Origin of the sequence: Antarcticimicrobium sp., from assembly GCF_029212575.1 — a bacterium.
Classification (GTDB): Bacteria; Pseudomonadota; Alphaproteobacteria; order Rhodobacterales; family Rhodobacteraceae; genus Antarcticimicrobium.
In genome coordinates, this window is sequence record NZ_JARGPK010000054.1 from 33,428 (window position 1) to 52,755 (window position 19,328).

19 protein-coding genes are annotated in these 19,328 nt (G+C 67.3%); 10 read left to right on the forward strand and 9 right to left on the reverse strand.

Annotated features, from left to right (window positions below):
* Window positions 1-3 precede the first annotated feature (3 nt).
* A complete protein-coding gene (eno, locus tag P1U75_RS11060) occupies window positions 4-1,281 on the reverse strand; it encodes a phosphopyruvate hydratase (protein ID WP_300243154.1) in 1,278 nt (425 codons plus the stop codon).
* A 66-nt stretch (window positions 1,282-1,347) separates the two neighbouring features.
* Entirely contained in the window at window positions 1,348-2,235 is an 888-nt protein-coding gene (locus P1U75_RS11065) for a DMT family transporter (protein WP_300243157.1), read from the reverse strand.
* A 126-nt stretch (window positions 2,236-2,361) separates the two neighbouring features.
* On the opposite strand from P1U75_RS11065, the gene P1U75_RS11070 reads away from it, so the two are divergent.
* The gene (locus P1U75_RS11070) at window positions 2,362-3,417 is read left to right on the forward strand and encodes an AbrB family transcriptional regulator (protein WP_300243159.1); all 1,056 of its coding nucleotides are present in this window, start codon (window positions 2,362-2,364) and stop codon (window positions 3,415-3,417) included.
* A gap of 11 nt (window positions 3,418-3,428) precedes the next feature.
* Here the strand turns inward: P1U75_RS11070 and P1U75_RS11075 are convergent, their stop codons facing one another.
* Entirely contained in the window at window positions 3,429-3,839 is a 411-nt protein-coding gene (locus tag P1U75_RS11075) for a Fur family transcriptional regulator (RefSeq protein ID WP_300243162.1), read from the reverse strand.
* A 369-nt stretch (window positions 3,840-4,208) separates the two neighbouring features.
* Here P1U75_RS11075 and P1U75_RS11080 point away from each other — a divergent pair, with 369 nt between their 5' ends.
* Window positions 4,209-5,513 carry a DEAD/DEAH box helicase gene (locus P1U75_RS11080; protein WP_300243164.1) on the forward strand — a complete coding sequence of 435 codons (1,305 nt, stop codon included), beginning with the start codon at window positions 4,209-4,211 and terminating at the stop codon, window positions 5,511-5,513.
* A 122-nt stretch (window positions 5,514-5,635) separates the two neighbouring features.
* On the opposite strand, the gene P1U75_RS11085 is transcribed toward P1U75_RS11080, so the two are convergent.
* Window positions 5,636-6,340, reverse strand: a complete 705-nt coding sequence (locus P1U75_RS11085) for an endonuclease/exonuclease/phosphatase family protein (protein ID WP_300243166.1) — start codon at window positions 6,338-6,340, stop codon at window positions 5,636-5,638.
* A 120-nt stretch (window positions 6,341-6,460) separates the two neighbouring features.
* Between P1U75_RS11085 and P1U75_RS11090 the strand changes: the two genes are divergently transcribed.
* Window positions 6,461-7,336 (forward strand): DMT family transporter, encoded by an 876-nt coding sequence (locus tag P1U75_RS11090; protein WP_300243169.1) that lies wholly within the window; start codon window positions 6,461-6,463, stop codon window positions 7,334-7,336.
* A 91-nt stretch (window positions 7,337-7,427) separates the two neighbouring features.
* On the opposite strand, the gene P1U75_RS11095 is transcribed toward P1U75_RS11090, so the two are convergent.
* The gene (locus tag P1U75_RS11095) at window positions 7,428-8,846 is read right to left on the reverse strand and encodes a protein adenylyltransferase SelO (protein WP_300243171.1); all 1,419 of its coding nucleotides are present in this window, start codon (window positions 8,844-8,846) and stop codon (window positions 7,428-7,430) included.
* A 69-nt stretch (window positions 8,847-8,915) separates the two neighbouring features.
* Here P1U75_RS11095 and P1U75_RS11100 point away from each other — a divergent pair, with 69 nt between their 5' ends.
* On the forward strand, window positions 8,916-9,344 hold the full coding sequence (locus P1U75_RS11100) for a cupin domain-containing protein (protein ID WP_300243173.1): 429 nt from the start codon (window positions 8,916-8,918) through the stop codon (window positions 9,342-9,344).
* Between the two features lie 75 nt (window positions 9,345-9,419).
* On the opposite strand, the gene P1U75_RS11105 is transcribed toward P1U75_RS11100, so the two are convergent.
* Window positions 9,420-10,529, reverse strand: coding sequence for an anhydro-N-acetylmuramic acid kinase (locus tag P1U75_RS11105; RefSeq protein ID WP_300243175.1), 1,110 nt, complete (start codon window positions 10,527-10,529; stop codon window positions 9,420-9,422).
* Between the two features lie 62 nt (window positions 10,530-10,591).
* Here P1U75_RS11105 and tyrS point away from each other — a divergent pair, with 62 nt between their 5' ends.
* Both tyrS and P1U75_RS11115 read left to right on the forward strand, forming a co-directional pair.
* Window positions 10,592-11,851, forward strand: coding sequence for a tyrosine--tRNA ligase (tyrS, locus tag P1U75_RS11110; RefSeq protein WP_300243178.1), 1,260 nt, complete (start codon window positions 10,592-10,594; stop codon window positions 11,849-11,851).
* 225 nt (window positions 11,852-12,076) lie between these two features.
* On the forward strand, window positions 12,077-12,832 hold the full coding sequence (locus tag P1U75_RS11115; RefSeq protein WP_300243180.1) for an SDR family NAD(P)-dependent oxidoreductase: 756 nt from the start codon (window positions 12,077-12,079) through the stop codon (window positions 12,830-12,832).
* 139 nt (window positions 12,833-12,971) lie between these two features.
* On the opposite strand, the gene P1U75_RS11120 is transcribed toward P1U75_RS11115, so the two are convergent.
* The 3 genes from P1U75_RS11120 to bamE form a co-directional block, all read right to left on the reverse strand.
* Window positions 12,972-14,780, reverse strand: coding sequence for an ATP-binding cassette domain-containing protein (locus P1U75_RS11120; RefSeq protein ID WP_300243182.1), 1,809 nt, complete (start codon window positions 14,778-14,780; stop codon window positions 12,972-12,974).
* Between the two features lie 68 nt (window positions 14,781-14,848).
* Entirely contained in the window at window positions 14,849-15,577 is a 729-nt protein-coding gene (locus tag P1U75_RS11125; protein ID WP_300243185.1) for a GNAT family N-acyltransferase, read from the reverse strand.
* 79 nt (window positions 15,578-15,656) lie between these two features.
* Window positions 15,657-16,127, reverse strand: a complete 471-nt coding sequence (gene bamE, locus P1U75_RS11130) for an outer membrane protein assembly factor BamE (RefSeq protein ID WP_300243187.1) — start codon at window positions 16,125-16,127, stop codon at window positions 15,657-15,659.
* Window positions 16,128-16,232: 105 nt separating this feature from the next.
* Here bamE and P1U75_RS11135 point away from each other — a divergent pair, with 105 nt between their 5' ends.
* The 4 genes from P1U75_RS11135 to P1U75_RS11150 all read left to right on the forward strand — a co-directional run bounded on the left by P1U75_RS11135 (window position 16,233) and on the right by P1U75_RS11150 (window position 19,322).
* Complete coding sequence (locus P1U75_RS11135) at window positions 16,233-16,769, forward strand: DUF177 domain-containing protein (protein WP_300243190.1); 537 nt, start codon at window positions 16,233-16,235, stop codon at window positions 16,767-16,769.
* Between the two features lie 213 nt (window positions 16,770-16,982).
* Window positions 16,983-17,189, forward strand: coding sequence for a 50S ribosomal protein L32 (gene rpmF, locus P1U75_RS11140; protein ID WP_300243192.1), 207 nt, complete (start codon window positions 16,983-16,985; stop codon window positions 17,187-17,189).
* A 22-nt stretch (window positions 17,190-17,211) separates the two neighbouring features.
* Window positions 17,212-18,354 carry a phosphate acyltransferase PlsX gene (gene plsX, locus P1U75_RS11145; RefSeq protein ID WP_300243195.1) on the forward strand — a complete coding sequence of 381 codons (1,143 nt, stop codon included), beginning with the start codon at window positions 17,212-17,214 and terminating at the stop codon, window positions 18,352-18,354.
* Window positions 18,351-19,322 (forward strand): beta-ketoacyl-ACP synthase III, encoded by a 972-nt coding sequence (locus tag P1U75_RS11150; protein ID WP_300243198.1) that lies wholly within the window; start codon window positions 18,351-18,353, stop codon window positions 19,320-19,322. The genes plsX and P1U75_RS11150 overlap by 4 nt, the downstream gene beginning before the upstream one ends.
* The last annotated feature ends 6 nt before the right edge of the window (window positions 19,323-19,328 follow it).

Sequence of the window (19,328 nt, forward strand, 5' to 3'; positions counted from 1 at the left end):
CGATCAGCCCTTCAGGATCGAGCGTCCGGCATATTCGGCCACGTCGCCCAGCATCTCCTCGATGCGGATCAGCTGGTTGTATTTCGCCAGCCGGTCCGACCGCGCCAGCGAGCCGGTCTTGATCTGGCCGCAGTTGGTGGCGACCGCCAGATCGGCGATGGTGGCGTCCTCGGTTTCGCCCGAGCGGTGGCTCATCACGTTGCTGTACCGTGCGCGATGGGCCATATCGACCGCCTGCAGCGTCTCGGTCAGGGTGCCGATCTGGTTCACCTTCACCAGCATCGAATTGGCCACGCCGCGCTCGATCCCCTCGGCCAGACGCGCCGGGTTGGTCACGAACAGATCGTCACCCACCAGCTGCACGCTGCCGCCCAGCTTGTCGGTCAGGATCTTCCAGCCGTCCCAGTCGTCCTCGCTCATGCCGTCCTCGATCGAGATGATCGGGTAATCGGCGCAGAGCGCGGCGAGGTAATCGGCGTTTTCCTCCGAGGACAGGGTCTTGCCCTCGCCCTTCAACTCGTACTTGCCGTCGCGAAAATACTCGGTCGCGGCGCAATCCAGCGCCAGGCAGATCTCCTCGCCCGGGGTGTAACCGGCCTTCTCGATCGACTTCAGCACGAAGTCCAGCGCGTCGCGGGTCGAGGCCAGTTCGGGGGCAAAGCCGCCCTCGTCGCCGAGGCCGGTGGACATGCCCGCCGCCGACAGCTCTTTCTTCAGGGTGTGAAAGACTTCCGAGCCCATGCGCACCGCGTCGCGAATGTTCTCTGCCGCCACCGGCATGATCATGAATTCCTGGATGTCGATCGGGTTGTCGGCATGTTCGCCGCCGTTGATGATGTTCATCATCGGCACAGGCAGAACCCGCGCCGAGGTGCCCCCGACATAGCGATAAAGCGGCTGTGCGGTGAAATCCGCCGCCGCCTTGGCCACCGCGAGGCTCACACCCAGGATCGCGTTGGCGCCAAGCCGTCCCTTGTTGTCTGTGCCGTCCAGCTCGATCATGGTGCGGTCGATGCCGACCTGCTCGGTCGCGTCGAAACCGACCAGTTCCTGCGCGATCTCGCCGTTCACCGCCGCCACGGCCTCCAGCACGCCCTTGCCCATGTAACGGGCCTTGTCGCCGTCGCGTTTCTCCACCGCCTCATAGGCGCCGGTCGAGGCGCCCGAGGGCACTGCCGCGCGGCCCATGGTGCCATCTTCCAGAATCACGTCCACCTCAACGGTGGGGTTGCCCCGGCTGTCCAGAATCTCGCGCGCGTGAATGTCGATAATCGTGCTCATGTCCAATGTCCCGATGTGATGGTTGCCCGCCTCATACCGGGGCAAAGGCCCAAGGAAAAGGGGCGCTCAGGCCGCAGGGCGATGTTTGCGCTCGCGCCAGACCGCCCGTTCACGCAGCACCGTGTAGATGCCCGAGCCCACGATCACCGCCGCGCCCAGCAGGGTCAGCGCGTCGGGCCGCTCGCTGAACACGAAGAATCCCACCACCAGCGCGAACAGCAGGCGAAAATAGCGGAACGGCGTGACAATGGACACCTCGCCGATCCGCATTGCGCCGACGATGGCGTAATAGGACAGCGTCCCCAGCACCACCGCCCCGGCCATCATCGACCACAGGTAGCCATCCGGCAGCACCGGCGCGCGCGGGCTGACCAGCGACAGCACCGCCGCCGCCGGGATCAGGGTGAGAAAGGCCAGGAAACTCAACTGGTACGAGGACACGCCGCGATCCACCCGCCGGGTCGACAGGTCGCGGATCGCCAGCCCGATCACCCCCTGCACCGCGAAGAGCGCATTGATGTCGAACCCCTCCAGCCCCGGCCGGATCACCAGCAGCACGCCCGCGAACCCCGCCAGGATCGCGCTCCAGCGCCGCCAACCCACCGGCTCGCCCAGAAACAGCGCCGCCCCCAGCGTCACCGCCAGCGGCGTCGCCTGCAACACCGCCGAGGCCGAGGAGATCGGCGTCAGCGCGATCGCGGTGACGAACCCCACCGTGCCGATCAACTCGCCAATATTGCGCAACAACACCGCCCGGCTCAGGAACGCCCGGGTGAACAGCCGCTGCCCCCGCAGCACCGTCAGCACACCGAACACCAGTGCCCCCCCGGTGCCGAGTGCGGCGATGATCTGCCAGGTCGGCAAGGCCCCCGCCATCAGCTTGACGAACATGTCCTCGGCGGCAAAGCCGAGCATGGCCAGCGTCATCAGGGCGGGGCCGCGCAGATTGTCCATCTCGGAGTATCCCGGAAAACTCGGTCGTTGAATCCGCAATGGCCGGATTCTCCGGTGGCCGCAAGCCCCTCGCAAACCCGGTTTTGCCAGATTGTTGGCGTCCCGGCCCGATGCTATGGATCTTGCATGCCGACCACCCCGCTTGCCTCGTCGATCTGGATCAACGCGCGCACCATCGCCCTGGGCGCGCTGGGCGCCGCCCTTGCCTGGGCCCTGACAATGCCCGCCGCGCTGCTGGTCGGGCCGGCGCTGGCGATCACGCTCGCCGGGGTCTCCGGGCTGCGTTGCGCCATCGCCGCGCCGCTGATGCAGGTCTGCTTCGTCATTCTCGGCATGGGCGTCGGCGCCGGCTTCACCGAACAGGCCGGTGGCGCGGTGCTGCACTGGCCACTGGCCTTCGCCGCGCTGGGGCTGGCGCTGCCCGCCACCATGGGGATCTGCCGGGTGCTTCTCGAACGCGGCTTCGGCTTTGACCGCCGCAGCGCGGTATTGGCCGCAGCACCTGGCCACCTGAGCTTTGTTCTGGCCGCCGCCGCCGACAGCGGCAGCGATCTGGCCCGGATCGCCGTGGTCCAGTCGATCCGGCTCCTCGCGCTGACCCTGATCGTACCCTTCGCGGCACTGGCGATGGGATACCGGATGGGGGCCAGCGTGGTCCTGGCCGGCGCACCGATACATCCCGTGCATCTGATCGCGCTTGCCCTGATCGGCGTGGCACTGGGGCTGGTGTTCCGCCGGATGCGCCTGCCGGCGCCGATCCTGCTGGGGCCGATGCTGGCCTCGACGCTGGGCCATGTCACCGGGCTCACGCCCGGCACCCTGCCAACCTGGCTGATGACGCCCGCCTTTCTGGTGATGGGCACGATGATCGGCACAAGGTTCTCGGGCATGGCCCCGGGCCAGGTGCGCGCGGCGCTGCTGGCCGGTCTCGCCGTCACCCTGACCGGGGCCGGCATCGCCGCGCTGGCGGCGGTGCCGGTGGCGCTGGCGCTGGGCATCCCGCAGGCCCATGTGCTCGCCGGGTTCGCGCCGGGCGGGCTCGAGACGATGATCGCGCTGGCCGCCGTCCTCGGCGCCAGCCCCGGTTTCGTCGCCGCCTGTCACATCATCCGTCTGCTGATCCTGAGCGTCCTGATCCCGATCGCCCTGCACCGGGCCGAGCGGCAGGCGCGCGCCGCCTGAGGCGACCGGCGCTATTTCTTCCGCGGCACCCCGTAAAGCTCCAGCTTGTGCCCGCGCAGCTCATAACCCAGCCGCTCGGCGATCTTCTCCTGCAGCGCCTCGATATCGGGATCGCAGAACTCGATCACCTCACCCGAGTTCATGTCGAACAGGTGGTCGTGATGGTCGCGCTCGGCATCCTCGTAGCGCGCGCGCCCGTCGCCGAACTCCAGCCGGTCGAGGATTCCCGCCTCCTCGAACAGCTTGACGGTGCGATAGACCGTGGCGATCGAGATGCCCGGATCGATCGCGCTGGCCCGCGCGTGCAACTCCTCGGCATCCGGATGATCGCCGCTCTCCTGCAGTACCGTTGCGATGGTGCGGCGCTGGCCGGTCATGCGCAGCCCCTTGGCCTCGCAGCGTTCCATGATGGTGTCGGTCATCGGCGATCCCATTCTTCTCTGGCCCCCGGGTTTAGCGTGTGTTTCTGCGCGCTGCCACAGGGTTTTCCGTCACAGGTCGGCACGCAACGGTTGACATCGGGGCCGTCGGGGGCCATGTGCCCCCTATTGGCGTCGTCTCCTGCCGCGTGAGCAGACCAGACCAAGAGCGATGATACCCGCCCGGCCCGCAAGGGGCCCGACAGACCGGGACGCGCCAGTGAGTTCCCAAGATCACGCGTGGGGCCAATGCGCCGATGCGTCCCGTCGCGGCATCCTGCCGCCGGGTCTGAGCATCTTGCGCCCCAACCGCCGCGCGAGATGCGGCAGAACGCCCGGCCTGCGACCGTCGCAGGTCCGAAAGGATACGACTTGAACCAATTCGAAATGATGGGGCTTCCGGCCTCGCTCGTGACCCGCCTGACCGAGATGGGCTTTACCGAGCCGACCCCGATCCAGAGCCGCGCGATCCCCCATGCGCTGGACGGCCGCGACGTGATGGGCCTGGCCCAGACCGGCACCGGCAAGACCGCCGCCTTTGGCCTGCCGCTGGTCACCCGCATGCTGGAGATCGGCCGCAAGCCCGACCGCTACACCGTGCGCGGCCTGGTGCTCGCCCCCACCCGCGAACTGGCCAACCAGATCAGCCAGACCCTGCGTGCGCTGACCGAGGGCACCCACCTCAAGATCGGCTTCGTGGTCGGCGGCCAGTCGATCAACGCCCAGATGAAACGGCTCGAACGCGGCACCGACCTGCTGGTCGCCACCCCCGGCCGCCTGCTCGACCTGCTCGACCGCAACGCGCTGACGCTCGAGGAATGTTCCTTCCTCGTGCTGGACGAGGCCGACCAGATGCTCGACCTGGGCTTCATCCACGCCCTGCGCAAGATCGCCGCCCTGCTGCCCGAAAAGCGCCAGACCATGCTGTTCTCGGCCACCATGCCGAAACAGATGAACGAGATTGCCAACAGCTACCTGCAGAACCCGATGCGGGTCGAGGTCAGCCCCCCGGGCAAGGCCGCCGACAAGATCACCCAATCGGTGCACTTCATCGCCAAGGCGGAAAAGACCGCCCTGCTCAAGGAACTGCTGGATACCCACCGCGACGAACGCGCGCTGGTCTTCGGCCGCACCAAGCACGGCTCGGAAAAGCTGATGAAATCGCTGGAAAAGGCCGGGTTCTCCACCGCCTCGATTCACGGCAACAAGAGCCAGGGTCAACGCGACCGCGCCATCGCCGCCTTCAAGGCCGGCGAGATCAAGGTGCTGGTGGCCACCGACGTGGCCGCGCGCGGGCTCGACATCCCCGACGTCAAGCATGTCTACAACTACGATCTGCCCAACGTGCCGGACTCCTATGTCCACCGCATCGGCCGCACCGCGCGAGCGGGCAAGGACGGAGCCGCCATCGCCTTCTGCGCCCCTGACGAGATGGGCGAGTTCAAGGCGATTCAAAAGGTCATGGGGCTCTCGATCCCGGTCGCCTCGGGCCGCCCGTGGGCGGCCGTCGATGCCCCCGCCAAACCCTCCGGCGGCAATCGTCGTCGCGGTGGCGGCGGTGGCGGTGGTTACGGTGGCGGCCATGGCGGCGGCGGCAAGCCGGGCGGCGGCCAACGCCGGCGCCGGGGCCCTTCCGGTGGCGGTGGCGGCCAGAACCGTGGCCGGCAGGCGGCCTGATTACATCACCAGGACCATCGGAAAGGCCCCCGCGCGGGGGCCTTTTCTTTTGCGCCCTCCCCAGTCACCCCGGGCTTGACCCGAGACCTCCCGACGCGCCTCCAGAGCCCGAACGCCCCGCCCTATCCCTCCACCACCACGTCGGCCCAGACCGGCAGGTGGTCCGAGGCGATATGTGCCGGCTGCTCCAGGTGCACCCCGTGCCCGGCGACCCCCAGCCCCACGCTCAGCGCGATCCGGTCCAGCGGCCCCAGCGGGCGCAACGCCGGAAAGCTCGCCCGTGGCGGCAGGAACCGCATCGCCGGCGCCAGCCCCTCCAGCGCGCTGCGCCGGGACCATTCGTTGAAATCCCCGGCCCAGATCATCGGCATCGCCGGCAGCCGCGCGCACTCCTGCGCCAGATGCAGCACCTGCTTGCGGCGATACCGCCCGACCAACCCCAGATGCAGCCCCACCACACGCAATGGGCCAAGCGGGCTGTCAAAGGCCACCCAGACCGCGCCGCGCGGCTCCAGCCCCGGTAGATCGATATGGCCCATGTCGCGCAGGTGCAGCGCGCCGCGCCGCCAGATCACCGCATTGCCATGCCAGCCGAGCGAGCCGGCGCCGCCCAGATCGGCCACCTCCCAACCAGCCTCCTCCAGCACGAAATGCGGCAGCGCGGCCGGGCGCGGCGGCAGCCGCTTGTCGGCCTCCTGCAACACCACCACCTGTGCGCCCAGCCGCGTCAGGACCTGCAACACGCGCCGGGGCTGACGCCGCAGATCAAGCCCGACGCATTTCTGGATGTTGTAGCTGGCCAGGCGCAGCGCGGCGCTCTCGTTCATTCCGCAGGGTCCGGATACAGGGCAGATGTCTGACCCGATTGTGCCGATGTGCGGTGACGGTGCAAGCCCGGCGATTTACCTGCTCTTGACAGTTGCATGCCTTGCACATCCTTTGGGCGCATGGAGGAGAAACGCGCAATCGACCCCGCCGGCGCCGCGGCCCTGACCGGGTTCGCGCTGCTGCTGGCCTTCAACCAGGTGGTGATCAAGCTCACCGGCGGCGGTTTCGCCCCGGTGTTCCAGGCCGGGCTGCGCTCGGCCGGGGCGATCCTCGTGCTGCTGATCTGGATGCGCGCGCGCGGCCTGCCGATGACCGTCCCGCGTGCGGCGATTCCCTGGGGCATCCTGTCCGGGCTGGTCTTCGCCTTCGAGTTCACCTGCCTCTATATCTCGCTCGACCTGACCACCGTGGCCCGCGCCTCGATCATCTTCTACTCGATGCCGGTCTGGCTCGGGCTGGCGGCGCATCTCTGGCTGCCGGGCGAGCGGATCACCGGGCTGCGCGCCCTCGGCATGGCGCTGGCGATGGGCGGGGTCGCGCTGGCGCTGGCCGACCGCTCCAACGGCGCGGCCAGCCTTGCCGGCGACCTGCTGGCGCTGACCGCCGCGCTGGGCTGGGCCGGCATCATCCTGCTGATGCGCCTGACCCCGCTCAGCCGCGCCAGCCCGGTGATGCAGCTTTTCTTCCAGGTCCTTGTCTCCGCCCCGGTGCTGCTGGCCCTGGCACCGCTCTTCGGCCCTCTCACCCGCGATCTGACGGCGCTGCACATGGCCGGGCTGGCGTTCCAGACCATCTGCGTGGTCAGCCTCGGCTTCCTGCTGTGGTTTCACCTGATGTCGATCTACCGCGCCTCGGGCGTTGCCTCCTTCAGCTTTCTTTCGCCGGTCTTCGCGGTGGTGCTCGGCTGGGCGATCCTGGGCGAGCGGATCGGCCCGCCGGTCTGGATCGCGCTGGCGCTGGTGGCGGCGGGGATCGTGCTGATCAACCGGAAGTGACAAGGCGCACCGGGGCAAAGGGGGCTGTCTGCCCCCCTCTTTCCCTGCGGGAAATTCACCCCCCGAGAGTATTTTCAGCCAGAAAAAGAGATTACGTCCCGCAGAACGTGGCCTCCACCGCCTCGCCCGGCAGCGGCGGGCGGGTCAGGTCCCTGGCCTCCGGCTGATCGTCATAGGGACGCGCCAACACCGCGTTCAGCCGATGGAACGGCGCATAATCGCCTTCGACCGCCGCCGCGATCATCTGCTCCACCCGGTGGTTGCGCGGGATGAAGGCCGGGTTGGCCGCGCGCAAAAGCGGCCCGGCCTCGGGCAGGTCCGCCCGCCGCGCGCGCCAGGCCTCTTCCCAGCCGTCATAGGCCGCCGGCTCAAGGAACTGGTCGCGCGCGCGCGCCGTCCCGAGCGCGCGGAACGTATTGGTGAAATCCGCCTGCCCGGCCACCATCCGGCGCAGCAGATCCTCGATCAACTCCTGGTCGCCCGCCCGCGCATCGCTCAGCGCCAGCTTGGCGCGGAACAGCCGCAGCCACTCCGCCTCGATCTGGCCGGTCATGGCATGCACGATCGCGGTCGCCTCCTCCACCGCCGCCTCGCGATCCTCCATCTGCTGGACCAGCGCGGTGGCCAACTGCGCCAGGTTCCACACCACCATTTCCGCCTGCCGGTCATAGGCATAGCGCCCATAGCGGTCGATCGAACTGTAGACCGTCTGCGGATGGAACATGTCGATAAAGGCGCAGGGGCCATAATCGATCGTCTCGCCCGAGATCGCGCAATTGTCGGTGTTCATCACCCCGTGGATGAAGCCCACGCCCATCCACTGCGCCACCAGCCGCGCCTGCGCCGCGCAGACCGCCCGCAACAGGTCCATCGGCCCCCCGGCCTGCGGGTAATGGCGCGCGATGGCATAATCCGTCAGGCGCTTCAGGCTCTCGATATCGCCGCGCGCCGCGAACACCTGGAATGTGCCCACGCGCAGATGGCTCGCTGCTACCCGTGTCAGCACCGCGCCGGGCAAGGGGCGCTCGCGCATCACCTCTTCGCCGGTCTCCACCGCTGCCAGCGCCCGCGTGGTGGGAATGCCAAGGGCATGCATCGCCTCGCTGACCAGGTATTCGCGCAGCACCGGCCCCAGCCAGGCACGCCCGTCGCCGCCGCGCGAATAGGGCGTGCGCCCCGATCCCTTGAGCTGGATGTCCCGGCGCTTGCCATCCCCGCCCACCACCTCGCCCAGCAGCACCGCACGCCCGTCGCCAAGCTGCGGGTTGTACTGGCCGAACTGATGCCCGGAATAAAGCTGCGCCAGCGGCGCGGCCCCCTCCGGCACCAGGTTGCCGGCAAAGACCTGCGCCAGTTCCGCCACCTCGTCCGCCACGATCCCCATCAGTCGCGCCAGATCGGCGTGGAAGGCCACCAGCCGCGGCGCGCGCACCGGCTGCGGCGCCTGCGCGGTGAAAAACGCGCCCGGCAACCGGGCATAGGAGTTGTCAAAGGGAATATGCAGGCTCATGGGGCAAAGATAACTCCTGCACACAGGAATGCCATAGCACCCGGCCCCGCAGGATGCATAATCACCGCCATGACCGACCAGACCGCAACCCGCATCATCGAGACCCTGAACCTGCAACCCCACCCCGAGGGTGGCTGGTTCGCCGAGACCTGGCGCGCCGACACCCCCGGCCGCGCCAGCGGCACCGCCATCTATTTCCTGCTGGCCGGAGGCGAGGCGAGCCATTGGCCCCGGGTCGACGCCACCGAGATCTGGCACTACCACGCCGGCGCGCCGCTGCTGCTCTCGCTCAGCGAGACCGACGCCGGCCCGGCGCAAGATCACCTGCTCACCCCCGATCTGGCAACAGGCCGCCCGCAGATCATCGTGCCCGAACAGCACTGGCAGGCTGCCCGCAGCACCGGCACCTATACGCTTGTCTCCTGCACCGTCTCGCCCGGGTTCGAATTCTCCGGCTTCACCCTCGCGCCGCCGGGTTTCGACATCCCGCGGGGCTGAGCCTTCGCCCCTGCTTTTTCTGGCCGGGAAATACTCCGGGGGAGTCGCGGCCCGCCGCGACGGGGGCAGCGCCCCCTAATCCCCCCGCCGGCTGACGATGCCGCCGCCCACCAGCGCCCGCACCCCCGTGGTGCCGGGGCAGGAGGTCGCCATCCCGTAGGCCACCCGCACCGCGAGAAAGCCAAAGGCCTGCGCCTCCAGCATGTCGCCATCCAACCCTACCGCCTCGACCGGCTCCACCGGGCACTCCAGCGAGACCCGCAGCATCTCCATCAGCACCGGGTTGAGCCGCCCGCCGCCGGTCACCAGAACCCGTTCAGGCGGGCGCGGGCAATGCTCCATCCCCTGCACCACCCCGGCCGCGCTCATCGCCGTCAGCGTCGCCACAGCGTCGGCATCGTCCAACTCGCCCACCAGCCCGATCATCTCGGAAAAATCGTTCCGGTCCAGCGACTTCGGCGGTATCCGCGCGAAATAAGGCTCGGCCAGGAACAGCTCCAGCGCGCCCTCCTCGACCTTCCCGGTCGCGGCCAGCGCGCCGCCCTCGTCCATGTATCTGCCCAGCCGCGCCTGCATCAGGTCGTTGACCGGCGCATTCGCCGGCCCGGTGTCAAAGGCCAACAGCGCCCCCTCCGCCTCCGGCCCCTCGAATGACGGATCGACATAGGTCAGATTCGCCACCCCGCCGAGATTGAGAAAACACAGCGGCTCCTGCGCCCCGATCCATTTGGCGCAGGCGAAATGAAAGAACGGCGCCAGCGGCGCGCCCTCGCCGCCCATCGCCACGTCGTCACTGCGGAAATCCCAGACCACCGGCAGCCCCAGCGCCTCGGCCAAAGCCGCACCGTCGCCCACCTGAAAGGTGCCCCGCCCGCGCGGCTCATGCGCCAGCGTCTGGCCGTGAAAGCCGACCAGGTCGATCCCCTCGAACCCCGCCAGCAACTCCGCATGGGCGCCGTCCACCACGCGTCCCGCCGCCTCGGCCTCCTGTCCCGCCCACCGACCCAGTGCGGCGCGCAGCACCGCGCGCTCCGCCTCCGAATAGGCGCGATAGCCGGTCTCGCCAAAGCCCAGGATGCGCCGCCCGTCGGTCTCCACCACCGCCGCATCGACGCCATCGAGAGAGGTTCCGCTCATCGCCCCCAGCGCACGCAGCGGCGCGCCCGTCTTGCCGGCCTTATTCATGGCCTTTTCCTTTGTCTCACTGCCGCCTATACACTCCCCGCAAATCAAACCCGAGGCAAGCCATGACATACCACCCGAAATCGGACTTCATGCAGGTGATGATGACCCGCGGCTTTCTGGCCGACTGCACCGATTACCAGGGCCTCGACGAGGCGCTGAGCAGTGGCACGGCTTGCCCCGCCTACATCGGCTTCGACGCCACCGCCAAATCGCTGCACGTGGGCTCGCTGATCCAGATCATGATGCTGCGCTGGCTGCAAAAGACCGGGCACAAGCCGATCACCCTGATGGGCGGCGGCACCACCAAGGTGGGCGATCCCAGCTTTCGCGCGGATGAGCGCCCGCTGCTGACCCCGGCGCAGATCGACGACAATATCGCCGGCATCGGCCAGGTCTTTGCCAAATACATCACCTATGGCGACGGCCCCTCCGACGGGCTGATGATCAACAACGCCGAATGGCTCGACGGGTTGAACTACCTCGATTTCCTGCGCGACATCGGCCGGCATTTCTCCGTCAACCGGATGCTCAGCTTCGAGTCCGTGAAATCCCGGCTCGACCGCGAACAATCGCTGTCTTTCCTCGAATTCAACTACATGATCCTGCAGGCCTATGATTTCCTTGAGCTGAACCGCCGCTATGGCTGCATCCTGCAGATGGGCGGATCGGACCAATGGGGCAATATCGTCAACGGCATCGACCTCACCCGCCGGGTACTGGACCACGAGATCTATGGTCTCACCTCGCCACTCCTGACCACCTCGGACGGCAAGAAGATGGGCAAAAGCCAGGATGGCGCCGTCTGGCTCAACGCCGACATGCGCAGCCCGTACGAGTTCTGGCAGTTCTGGCGCAACACCACCGATGCCGATGTGGGCCGCTTCCTCAAGCTCTATACCGAGTTGCCGATCGACGAATGCGACCGCCTCGGCGCGCTGGAAGGCTCCGAGGTCAACGCGGCCAAGATCATCCTCGCCAATGAGGTGACGACGCTGTGCCACGGGGCCGAGGCGGCGGCGGCGGCCGAGGCCACCGCGCGCGAGGTCTTCGAAAAGGGCGGCGTCGGCGACGACCTACCGACGCTGGCGCTGACGCCGGCCGACCTGGCCGACGGCGGCATCTCCATCGTGCAGGTGATCGTGCGCGCGGGCCTTGCCAAATCCGGCAAGGAGGCCAAGCGCCTGATCGCCGAGAACGGCGCACGGCTCGACGACGCCCCGCTGACCGACGCCGGGATGATGCTCGACGCCGGAGCGCTGTCCGCGCCGATCAAGCTCTCGGCGGGCAAGAAACGCCACGCGCTGGTGCAGCTGACGGACTGACCCGCCGCCTCCCCGCCCCGCTCTCCCCCCCCTTGGGGGGAGAGATGGAGAGGGCGGAGCGCTGCACCGGACGAAGCCCCCCGTAGGGCGGGCTTCAGCCCGCCATCCCCGTTTACCGCCTTTCTCATCCCAATGCCGCCGCGTTCCATCCCGCGGCTACTGGATTTCCCCGCCCGCCGCCTGCTATCTGGGCGCGGACCAAGATCAAGGGAGAGGGACCCCGACATGAAACTCAGCAATACCGCGGCCGTGATCACCGGCGGCGCCTCGGGCCTGGGCGAGGCCACCGCGCGCCACTTCGCATCGCAGGGCGCACAGGTCACCCTGCTCGACCGCGACGCCGAGCGCGGCCCGAAGGTCGCCGAAGAGATCGGCGGTCACTTCATCCAGACCGACGTGACCAGCGACGACTCGGTCGCCGCCGCCATCGCCTTTGCCAAGGACAAGATGGGCAAGATCACCGCCGCCGTGAACTGTGCCGGCATCGGCACCGTCGGCAAGACCCTGGGCCGCGAGGGGCCGCTGCCGCTCTCGACCTTCCAGACCACCATCAACGTCAACCTGGTCGGCAGCTTCAACGTCGCGCGCCTCGCCGCCGCCGAGATGGCACAGAACGAACCGGACGAGGATGGTGAGCGCGGCGTGATCATCAACACCGCCTCGGTCGCCGCCTTCGACGGGCAAAAGGGCCAGGTCTCCTACTCCGCCTCCAAGGGCGGCATCGTCGGCATGACCCTGCCGATGGCCCGCGACCTGGCACGCGACAACATCCGCGTCATGGCGATCGCACCGGGCATTTTCCTGACCCCGATGCTGATGGGCCTGCCCGAGGCCGCACAGGAACAGCTCGCCGCCGACGTGCCCAACCCCGCCCGCCTCGGCCGCCCCGAGGAATACGGCCGCCTGGCCGGGTTCATCGTCGAGATGGGCTACCTGAACGGCGAGGTGATCCGCATCGACGGCGCCCTGCGGATGCGCTGAGCGAGACCCGGAAAACCGTGATCGGCGAGGTTTCCCGCGCGATTCCGCCTTGAACGTACAAAACGGTCCGGAAACTCCCCAACCGGGGTTTCCGGGCCGCTGATCTTCTCCGCAAACTGTACAAAACGCGGCCCGAACCCTACGTTTCAGACGCCTTTTCCTCCAGCTCCAGCCACTCCTCCTCGGCCGCCGAAAGCTTTGCCTGCCGCGCCGTCAGCGCCTCACTCGCCTTCTTGAACTTCACCGGCTCGCGGGTGAACAACTCGGGGTCGGCCAGCAGCCCCTCCAGCTTTCCGATCTCGGCCTCCAGCCGCTCGATCTCGCCGGGAAGCGCCTCCAGCCGGTGTCTTTCGGTAAAGGAAAGCCCCGCCTTCGGTTTCTCGTCACGCTTTACTTTTGACGCGGAACCTTTTGTCTTTTCTATTTTTTCAGTGTCTATATCCGGGCGCTGCGCCTGATAATCGCTCCAGCCGCCCGCATAGATCGTGGCGCGCCCGTCGCCCTCCATCGCCACCGTCGTGGCGGCCATCCGGTCAAGGAAATCGCGGTCGTGGCTGACCAGCAGCACGGTGCCGTCGTAGTCGTCCAGCAACTCCTGCAACAGGTCCAGCGTCTCCACGTCCAGGTCGTTGGTCGGCTCGTCCAGCACCAGCAGGTTCGACGGCTGCGCCATCAGTTTCGCCAGCAGCAACCGCGCCTTTTCGCCACCCGAAAGCGCCCTGACCGGGGCCCGTGCCTGGCTTTCGTCGAACAGGAATTCCTTAAGATAACCAACGACATGCTTGGGTGTTCCGCGCACCATGACCTGATCCGCCTTGCCCGAAACCCTCATCCCCGGATCGCTGGTCAGGCTCTCCCACAGGGTGGCGTCCGGATCGAGCTGCGCCCGCGCCTGATCGAACACAGCCACCTCCAGGTTAGTGCCCAGCTGCACGGTTCCGCTATCCGGCGCGACCTCTCCCAGCAGCATCATGAGCAGGGTCGTCTTGCCCGCGCCGTTCGGCCCGACAAAGGCGACGCGGTCTCCACGCTGGATCTTGATCGAGAAGTCCTTCAGGATCACCTTGCCATCGTAAGCCTTTGAAATATTGGCCGCCTCGATGACTTTTCGACCGGATTTCTGCCCTGAATCCAGCGCCATTCCGGCAGCGCCCTGGCGCTTGATCTGCCCCGCGCGTTCGGCCCGCAGCGCCTGCAATGCCCGCACCCGGCCCTGGTTGCGCTTGCGCCGCGCGCTGATCCCCTCCACCGCCCAGCGGGCCTCGGACTTGATCAGCCGGTTCAGCTTGTGTCTTTGCGTATCCTCTTCCTCCCAGATCGCGTCGCGCCAGGCCTCGAAGTCTCCGAATCCCTTGTCCTGCCGACGGATGATTCCCCTGTCGAGCCAAAGGGTTGCGCGCGTAAGATTACGCAGAAAGGCACGGTCGTGGCTGATCAGAACATAGCCCGCGCGGGTCGCCTTCAGCTCCTGCTCCAGCCAGCCGATCGCCTCGATGTCGAGATGGTTGGTCGGCTCGTCCAGCAGCATCAACTCGGGCGCCTCGGCCATCAGTTTCGCCAGCGCCGCCCGCCGCCGCTCACCCCCCGAGGCGGTTTCGACCGGGCGCGCGGGATCGAACTTCAACCCCTCTCCGGCCCGCTCGACCTTGTACATCTCGCCCGGCTCCAGCCCCGAGGACGCAAACTCGCCCAGCGTGGAAAACCCTTTCATATCCGGGTCTTGCTCCATGTATCCAACCGAGGATCCGGGGCCGACGATCACCTCGCCCTTGTCCGGTTCGACCAGCCCGGCCATCACCTTCATCAGGGTCGACTTGCCCGATCCGTTGCGCCCGACCAGCGCGATCCGGTCGCCGGGCTGCACCACCAGGTCGAGGCCGGAAAACACCGGCTCCCCGCCGAAGGTCAGGGAAATGCCATTGAGCTGCAAAAGAGGTATACGTGCCATGCCCGCCAGCTATCCCCGCCCGCGCGCGCCGTCAACGCCCCTGCGCCCCCGCCGCGAAAAACCCCGGCTCAGCCCGCCACGGTCCGAAGCAGTTTCTTGCGCGCCGGGGGAATCGCCCCGATCTCCAACCCGGTAAAGACGTGCAGCGTGTTCAACTGCCGGTCGACCACCGCGTGATCGCTGACCCAGCCGCCCATCATCAGGTAGGTGCGCAGGAGCGGCGGCATTCGCAGCATTGCCTTCCTGGCGTCTGGCTTGCGCCGCAGCCGCGCGGCAAAGCGGAACACATCCGGCGCCTTGACCCGCGGCAACCAGCGTTTCGGCCCCAGGTGGCGGTGTTTCAGCATCGCGAAGGCGTCGAGATATTGCTCGGTCTCGGTCCCCGCGAAGGAGGAGCAGCCGAACAGCATGGCGACGCCATTGCCATCGACAAAGCGCGTCATCGCCCCCCAGGCCACCCGCAGGATGTCCGGGTCGTGCCAATCCGGATCGATGCAGAACCGCCCCATCTCGACCATGCGACCGTCAAAGCTCTGCAAGCCGTCCAGCTCGTAGAACTGCGCCGAATAGCTGCGCGCAAGCTCGGCCCCGCCCTCGAGCATCAGCATGCGGAAACAGCACACCAGCGCGCCGCTGCGGGTCTCGTGCACGAGGATGTGCGAACATATCTCGTCGTAGGTATCCCGGTCGGGTTCCAAGGTGCGGAACGCCCGTGTGCGCAGCGCCTGGGCCGCCGCGATATCGTCGGCGGTTTCGGCCAGGCGCGCCCGGTACCGGCCCTTGGTCAACAGCGGCATGAGTCCCTCCGCAACGCTTCGGCAGGATCGTAAGTCTGCGCCGTCTAGCACACAAGATATGACATCGGCATGACGCCGGTCAGTTCTCGAGCACGTTACCCGGGTTGAACCGGCCGAGGTTGCCAAGCAGCTGCCGCAAGAAGGTCTTGTCCTCGACGCTGGAGCTGGTCACGCGGCGTTGCAGCGGGATGGTGCGGCCATCCTCGAGCCCATAACGCTCGATGCCACGCACCACGCCGCGCTGGTCGAAGGTGATCGCCACGACCTCGCGCGAGACCAGTTTCGGCGCCGCGGCGCCATAGTGGCGCATTCTCGAGGCCACGTAGTAGAACCCGCTGTCCTTCAGCACGCCGGAGGACGATGGCGGGCCGACCGCCTCGGTCACGCTGTCACGGGTATCCTTGCCGACCTGGATCGCGTCCAGCTCTTCCGGCGTGGGCACATAGCCGTGATTGCGATAGATCGCGACACAACCCGACACGGCCACCAACACCAGCGCCAGACCGGCGCCGCGCAGGATCGCTTTCAGCGGAGTGACGTATGCTTTCATGTCGGCCCCTTCGGCTTGGCTTTTCTGTGCCTGCCATCCCGCTTATATAAACTGCGCCCACGGTTCAAGATTGCGAACACCAATGATGAAAGGCGAGATCAGGGAATGAGTGATACCGACGCGCTGCGCGTGGCCGACTTGCCACAGACCGCCCCGACCCTTTTCGACCTGGCCCCCGGGGCCGAGGCGCGTGCGGCGCTGGCCGGCGACCTGGGACTGAGCGCGCTGCGCAAACTGCGCTTTGACGGCCGGATCACCGCCAGCGGCAAGCGGGACTGGCTGCTCGAGGGGCACCTCGGCGCCACCGTGGTGCAGCCCTGCGTGGTAACGCTGGAGCCGGTGACGACCCGAATCGATACCAGGGTGCGCCGGCTGTTTCTTGCCAGGATGCCGGGGACCGAGACCGACGAGGCCGAAATGCCCGACGACGACAGTGTCGAGGCGCTGGGTGCCTGGATCAATCCCGCGTCGGTGATGGCCGAGGCGTTGGCGCTGGCGCTGCCGCTCTACCCGCGCAAGGAAGGCGCCGAACTGAGCGAGGCGGTGTTCACCGAACCCGGTAAGGTGCCCCTGCGTGACAAGGACACCCGGCCCTTTGCCGGGCTGGCCGGGTTGCGCGACGCCTTGAAAAAGGACAGTTGACGGGCCTTCGGGTGACGCCGGCGACCGGCGGCGGGACCGCCAGCGGAAGAATCGGTTGCATGCGGGAAAAATGCCGGTATTTTCGCCCGCTCATCCGAATTAGGGTTGGACATCGCGCAGGCTGCGGCCTAAACGCACGTCACGCCGTAACAAACGGAATCGAAACATCGCCCGCGAGACCGCTCGGGGCCCAAATCAGACAAGGGTTGAGACATGGCTGTCCAACAGAACAAAGTTTCCAAGTCGCGCCGCAATAACCGCCGGGCGCATGATGCCTTGGTTGCTGCGAACCCCAACGAATGCCCGAACTGCGGCGAGTTGAAGCGCCCGCACCACGTGTGCCCGTCCTGCGGCCACTATGACGACAAGGAAATTGTCGCCATGGCCGACGACGTCGATCTGGACGAAGACGCGGCTTGAGCCCCACCGAAACCACCCACGCATGACGGCAGAGTCCGACCAAACGAGCGACCCGTCCCGCCCTGAGGGCGCGCGAATCGTCATATCGGTCGATGCGATGGGCGGCGATGCCGGCCCCGGTGTCGTGGTTGCCGGGATGGCACAATCGGCCAAGAAGAATCCGGATCTCGGCTTCATCCTGCACGGGCCGGAAGAGGCGCTGAAAAAACTGGTCGCGCGCCGCCGCATGCTTGCGGGGCGCGTGTCTTTTCGTGATGTGCCCGATGTCGTCACCATGGACGACAAGCCCAGCCACGTGATGCGCCACGGCAAGGGAACCTCGATGTGGTCGGCGCTCGAGGCGGTCCGCTCGGGCGAGGCGCACGGCGCTGTGTCCTGCGGCAACACCGGCGCGCTGATGGCGCTGAGCATGCTGTGCCTGCGCAAGCTGCCGGGCGTCAGCCGCCCGGCGATCGCAGTGCTTTGGCCGTCGCGCAACCCGCAGGGGTTCAACGTGATGCTCGACGTCGGCGCCGACGTCCGTGCCGATGCCCAGGACCTGCTGCAATACGCGCTGATGGGCGCCTCTTACGCCCGCAACGGGCTGGACCTGCCACGGCCGCGGATCGGCCTGCTCAATGTCGGCACCGAAGAACACAAGGGCCGCCCCGAACTGAAAGAGGCGCATGGGCTGATCGCGCGCTTTGCCGATGGCGCCAGCTACGATTTCGTCGGCTTCGTCGAGGGGCGCGACATCCCCGGCAACGTGGCCGACGTGATCGTCACCGACGGGTTCACCGGCAACGTGGCGATCAAGACCGGCGAAGGCACCGCCGGGATGATCGGCGAGTCGCTGCGCGAGGCGTTCCGCTATTCACCGCTGTCCTGGCTGGCCTCGATCCTGGCGATCACCTCGCTCCGGCGTCTGCAAAAGCGAATCGACCCGCGCCGGGTCAACGGCGGCGTTTTCCTGGGATTGAACGGAACGGTGGTGAAATCCCACGGCGGCGCCGATGCCACCGGGGTTTCGGCGGCGATCAAACTGGCCTTTCACCTGGCGCAATCGGGCTTTGCCGAGCGGCTGGCGGCGCGGGTTGCATCCACTGCCGCACTTGTCGAGGATGCCTCGGAGGCGGCGGAACATGCCGGCAAATCAGTACAACAAGAAGGCGGACGCGAGGCATGACGAAACGTTCTGTGGTGATCGGGGTCGGCCATTATCTGCCGGAACGGGTGGTCCCCAACTCCGAGTTTGAGGCATCTCTCGACACCTCCGACGAATGGATTCGCAGCCGGTCGGGAATCGAGCGCCGTCATTTCGCCGCCGAGGGGGAAACCACCTCGGACCTCGCCACATATGCCGCGCAGGCGGCGCTGGCCGATGCCGGGCTGGAGCCCGGGGATCTTGACGCCATCATCCTGGCCACCTCGACCGCCGATCTGACCTTTCCCTCGGCCGCGACCATGGTGCAGGCCCGGCTGGAGATGACCACCGGCTTTGCCTTCGACGTCCAGGCGGTCTGCGCCGGGTTCATCTATGCGCTGAGCAACGCCAACGCGATGATCCTGTCGGGTCAGGTCAAGCGGGTGATGGTGATCGGCGCGGAAACCTTTTCGCGCATCATGGACTGGACCGACCGGTCGACCTGCGTGCTGTTCGGCGACGGCGCCGGGGCGCTGATTCTCGAAGCTCAGGATGGCGCCGGCACCGCTGAGGACCGCGGCATTCTTGCGGTCGATCTGAACTCCGACGGGCGCTACAAGGATCTGCTTTACGTCGATGGCGGGGTGTCCACCGGCACCTCGGGCTATCTGCGGATGCAGGGCAACCAGGTGTTCCGCCACGCGGTCGAAAAGCTTGCCAAGACGGCGGAAACCGCACTGGAGCGTGCCGGCCTGACCCCTGGCGACGTGGACTGGATCGTCCCGCACCAGGCCAACATCCGCATCATCCGGGGCACCGCCAAGAAGATGGGGCTGAGCATGGACAAGGTGGTGGTCACCGTGCAGGATCACGGCAATACCTCGGCGGCCTCGATCCCGCTGGCGCTGTCGGTGGGCAAGGCGCGCGGCCAGATCAAGCAGGGCGATCTTGTCGTGACCGAGGCGATCGGCGGCGGCCTGGCCTGGGGTGCGGTGGTCCTGCGCTGGTGACACCGC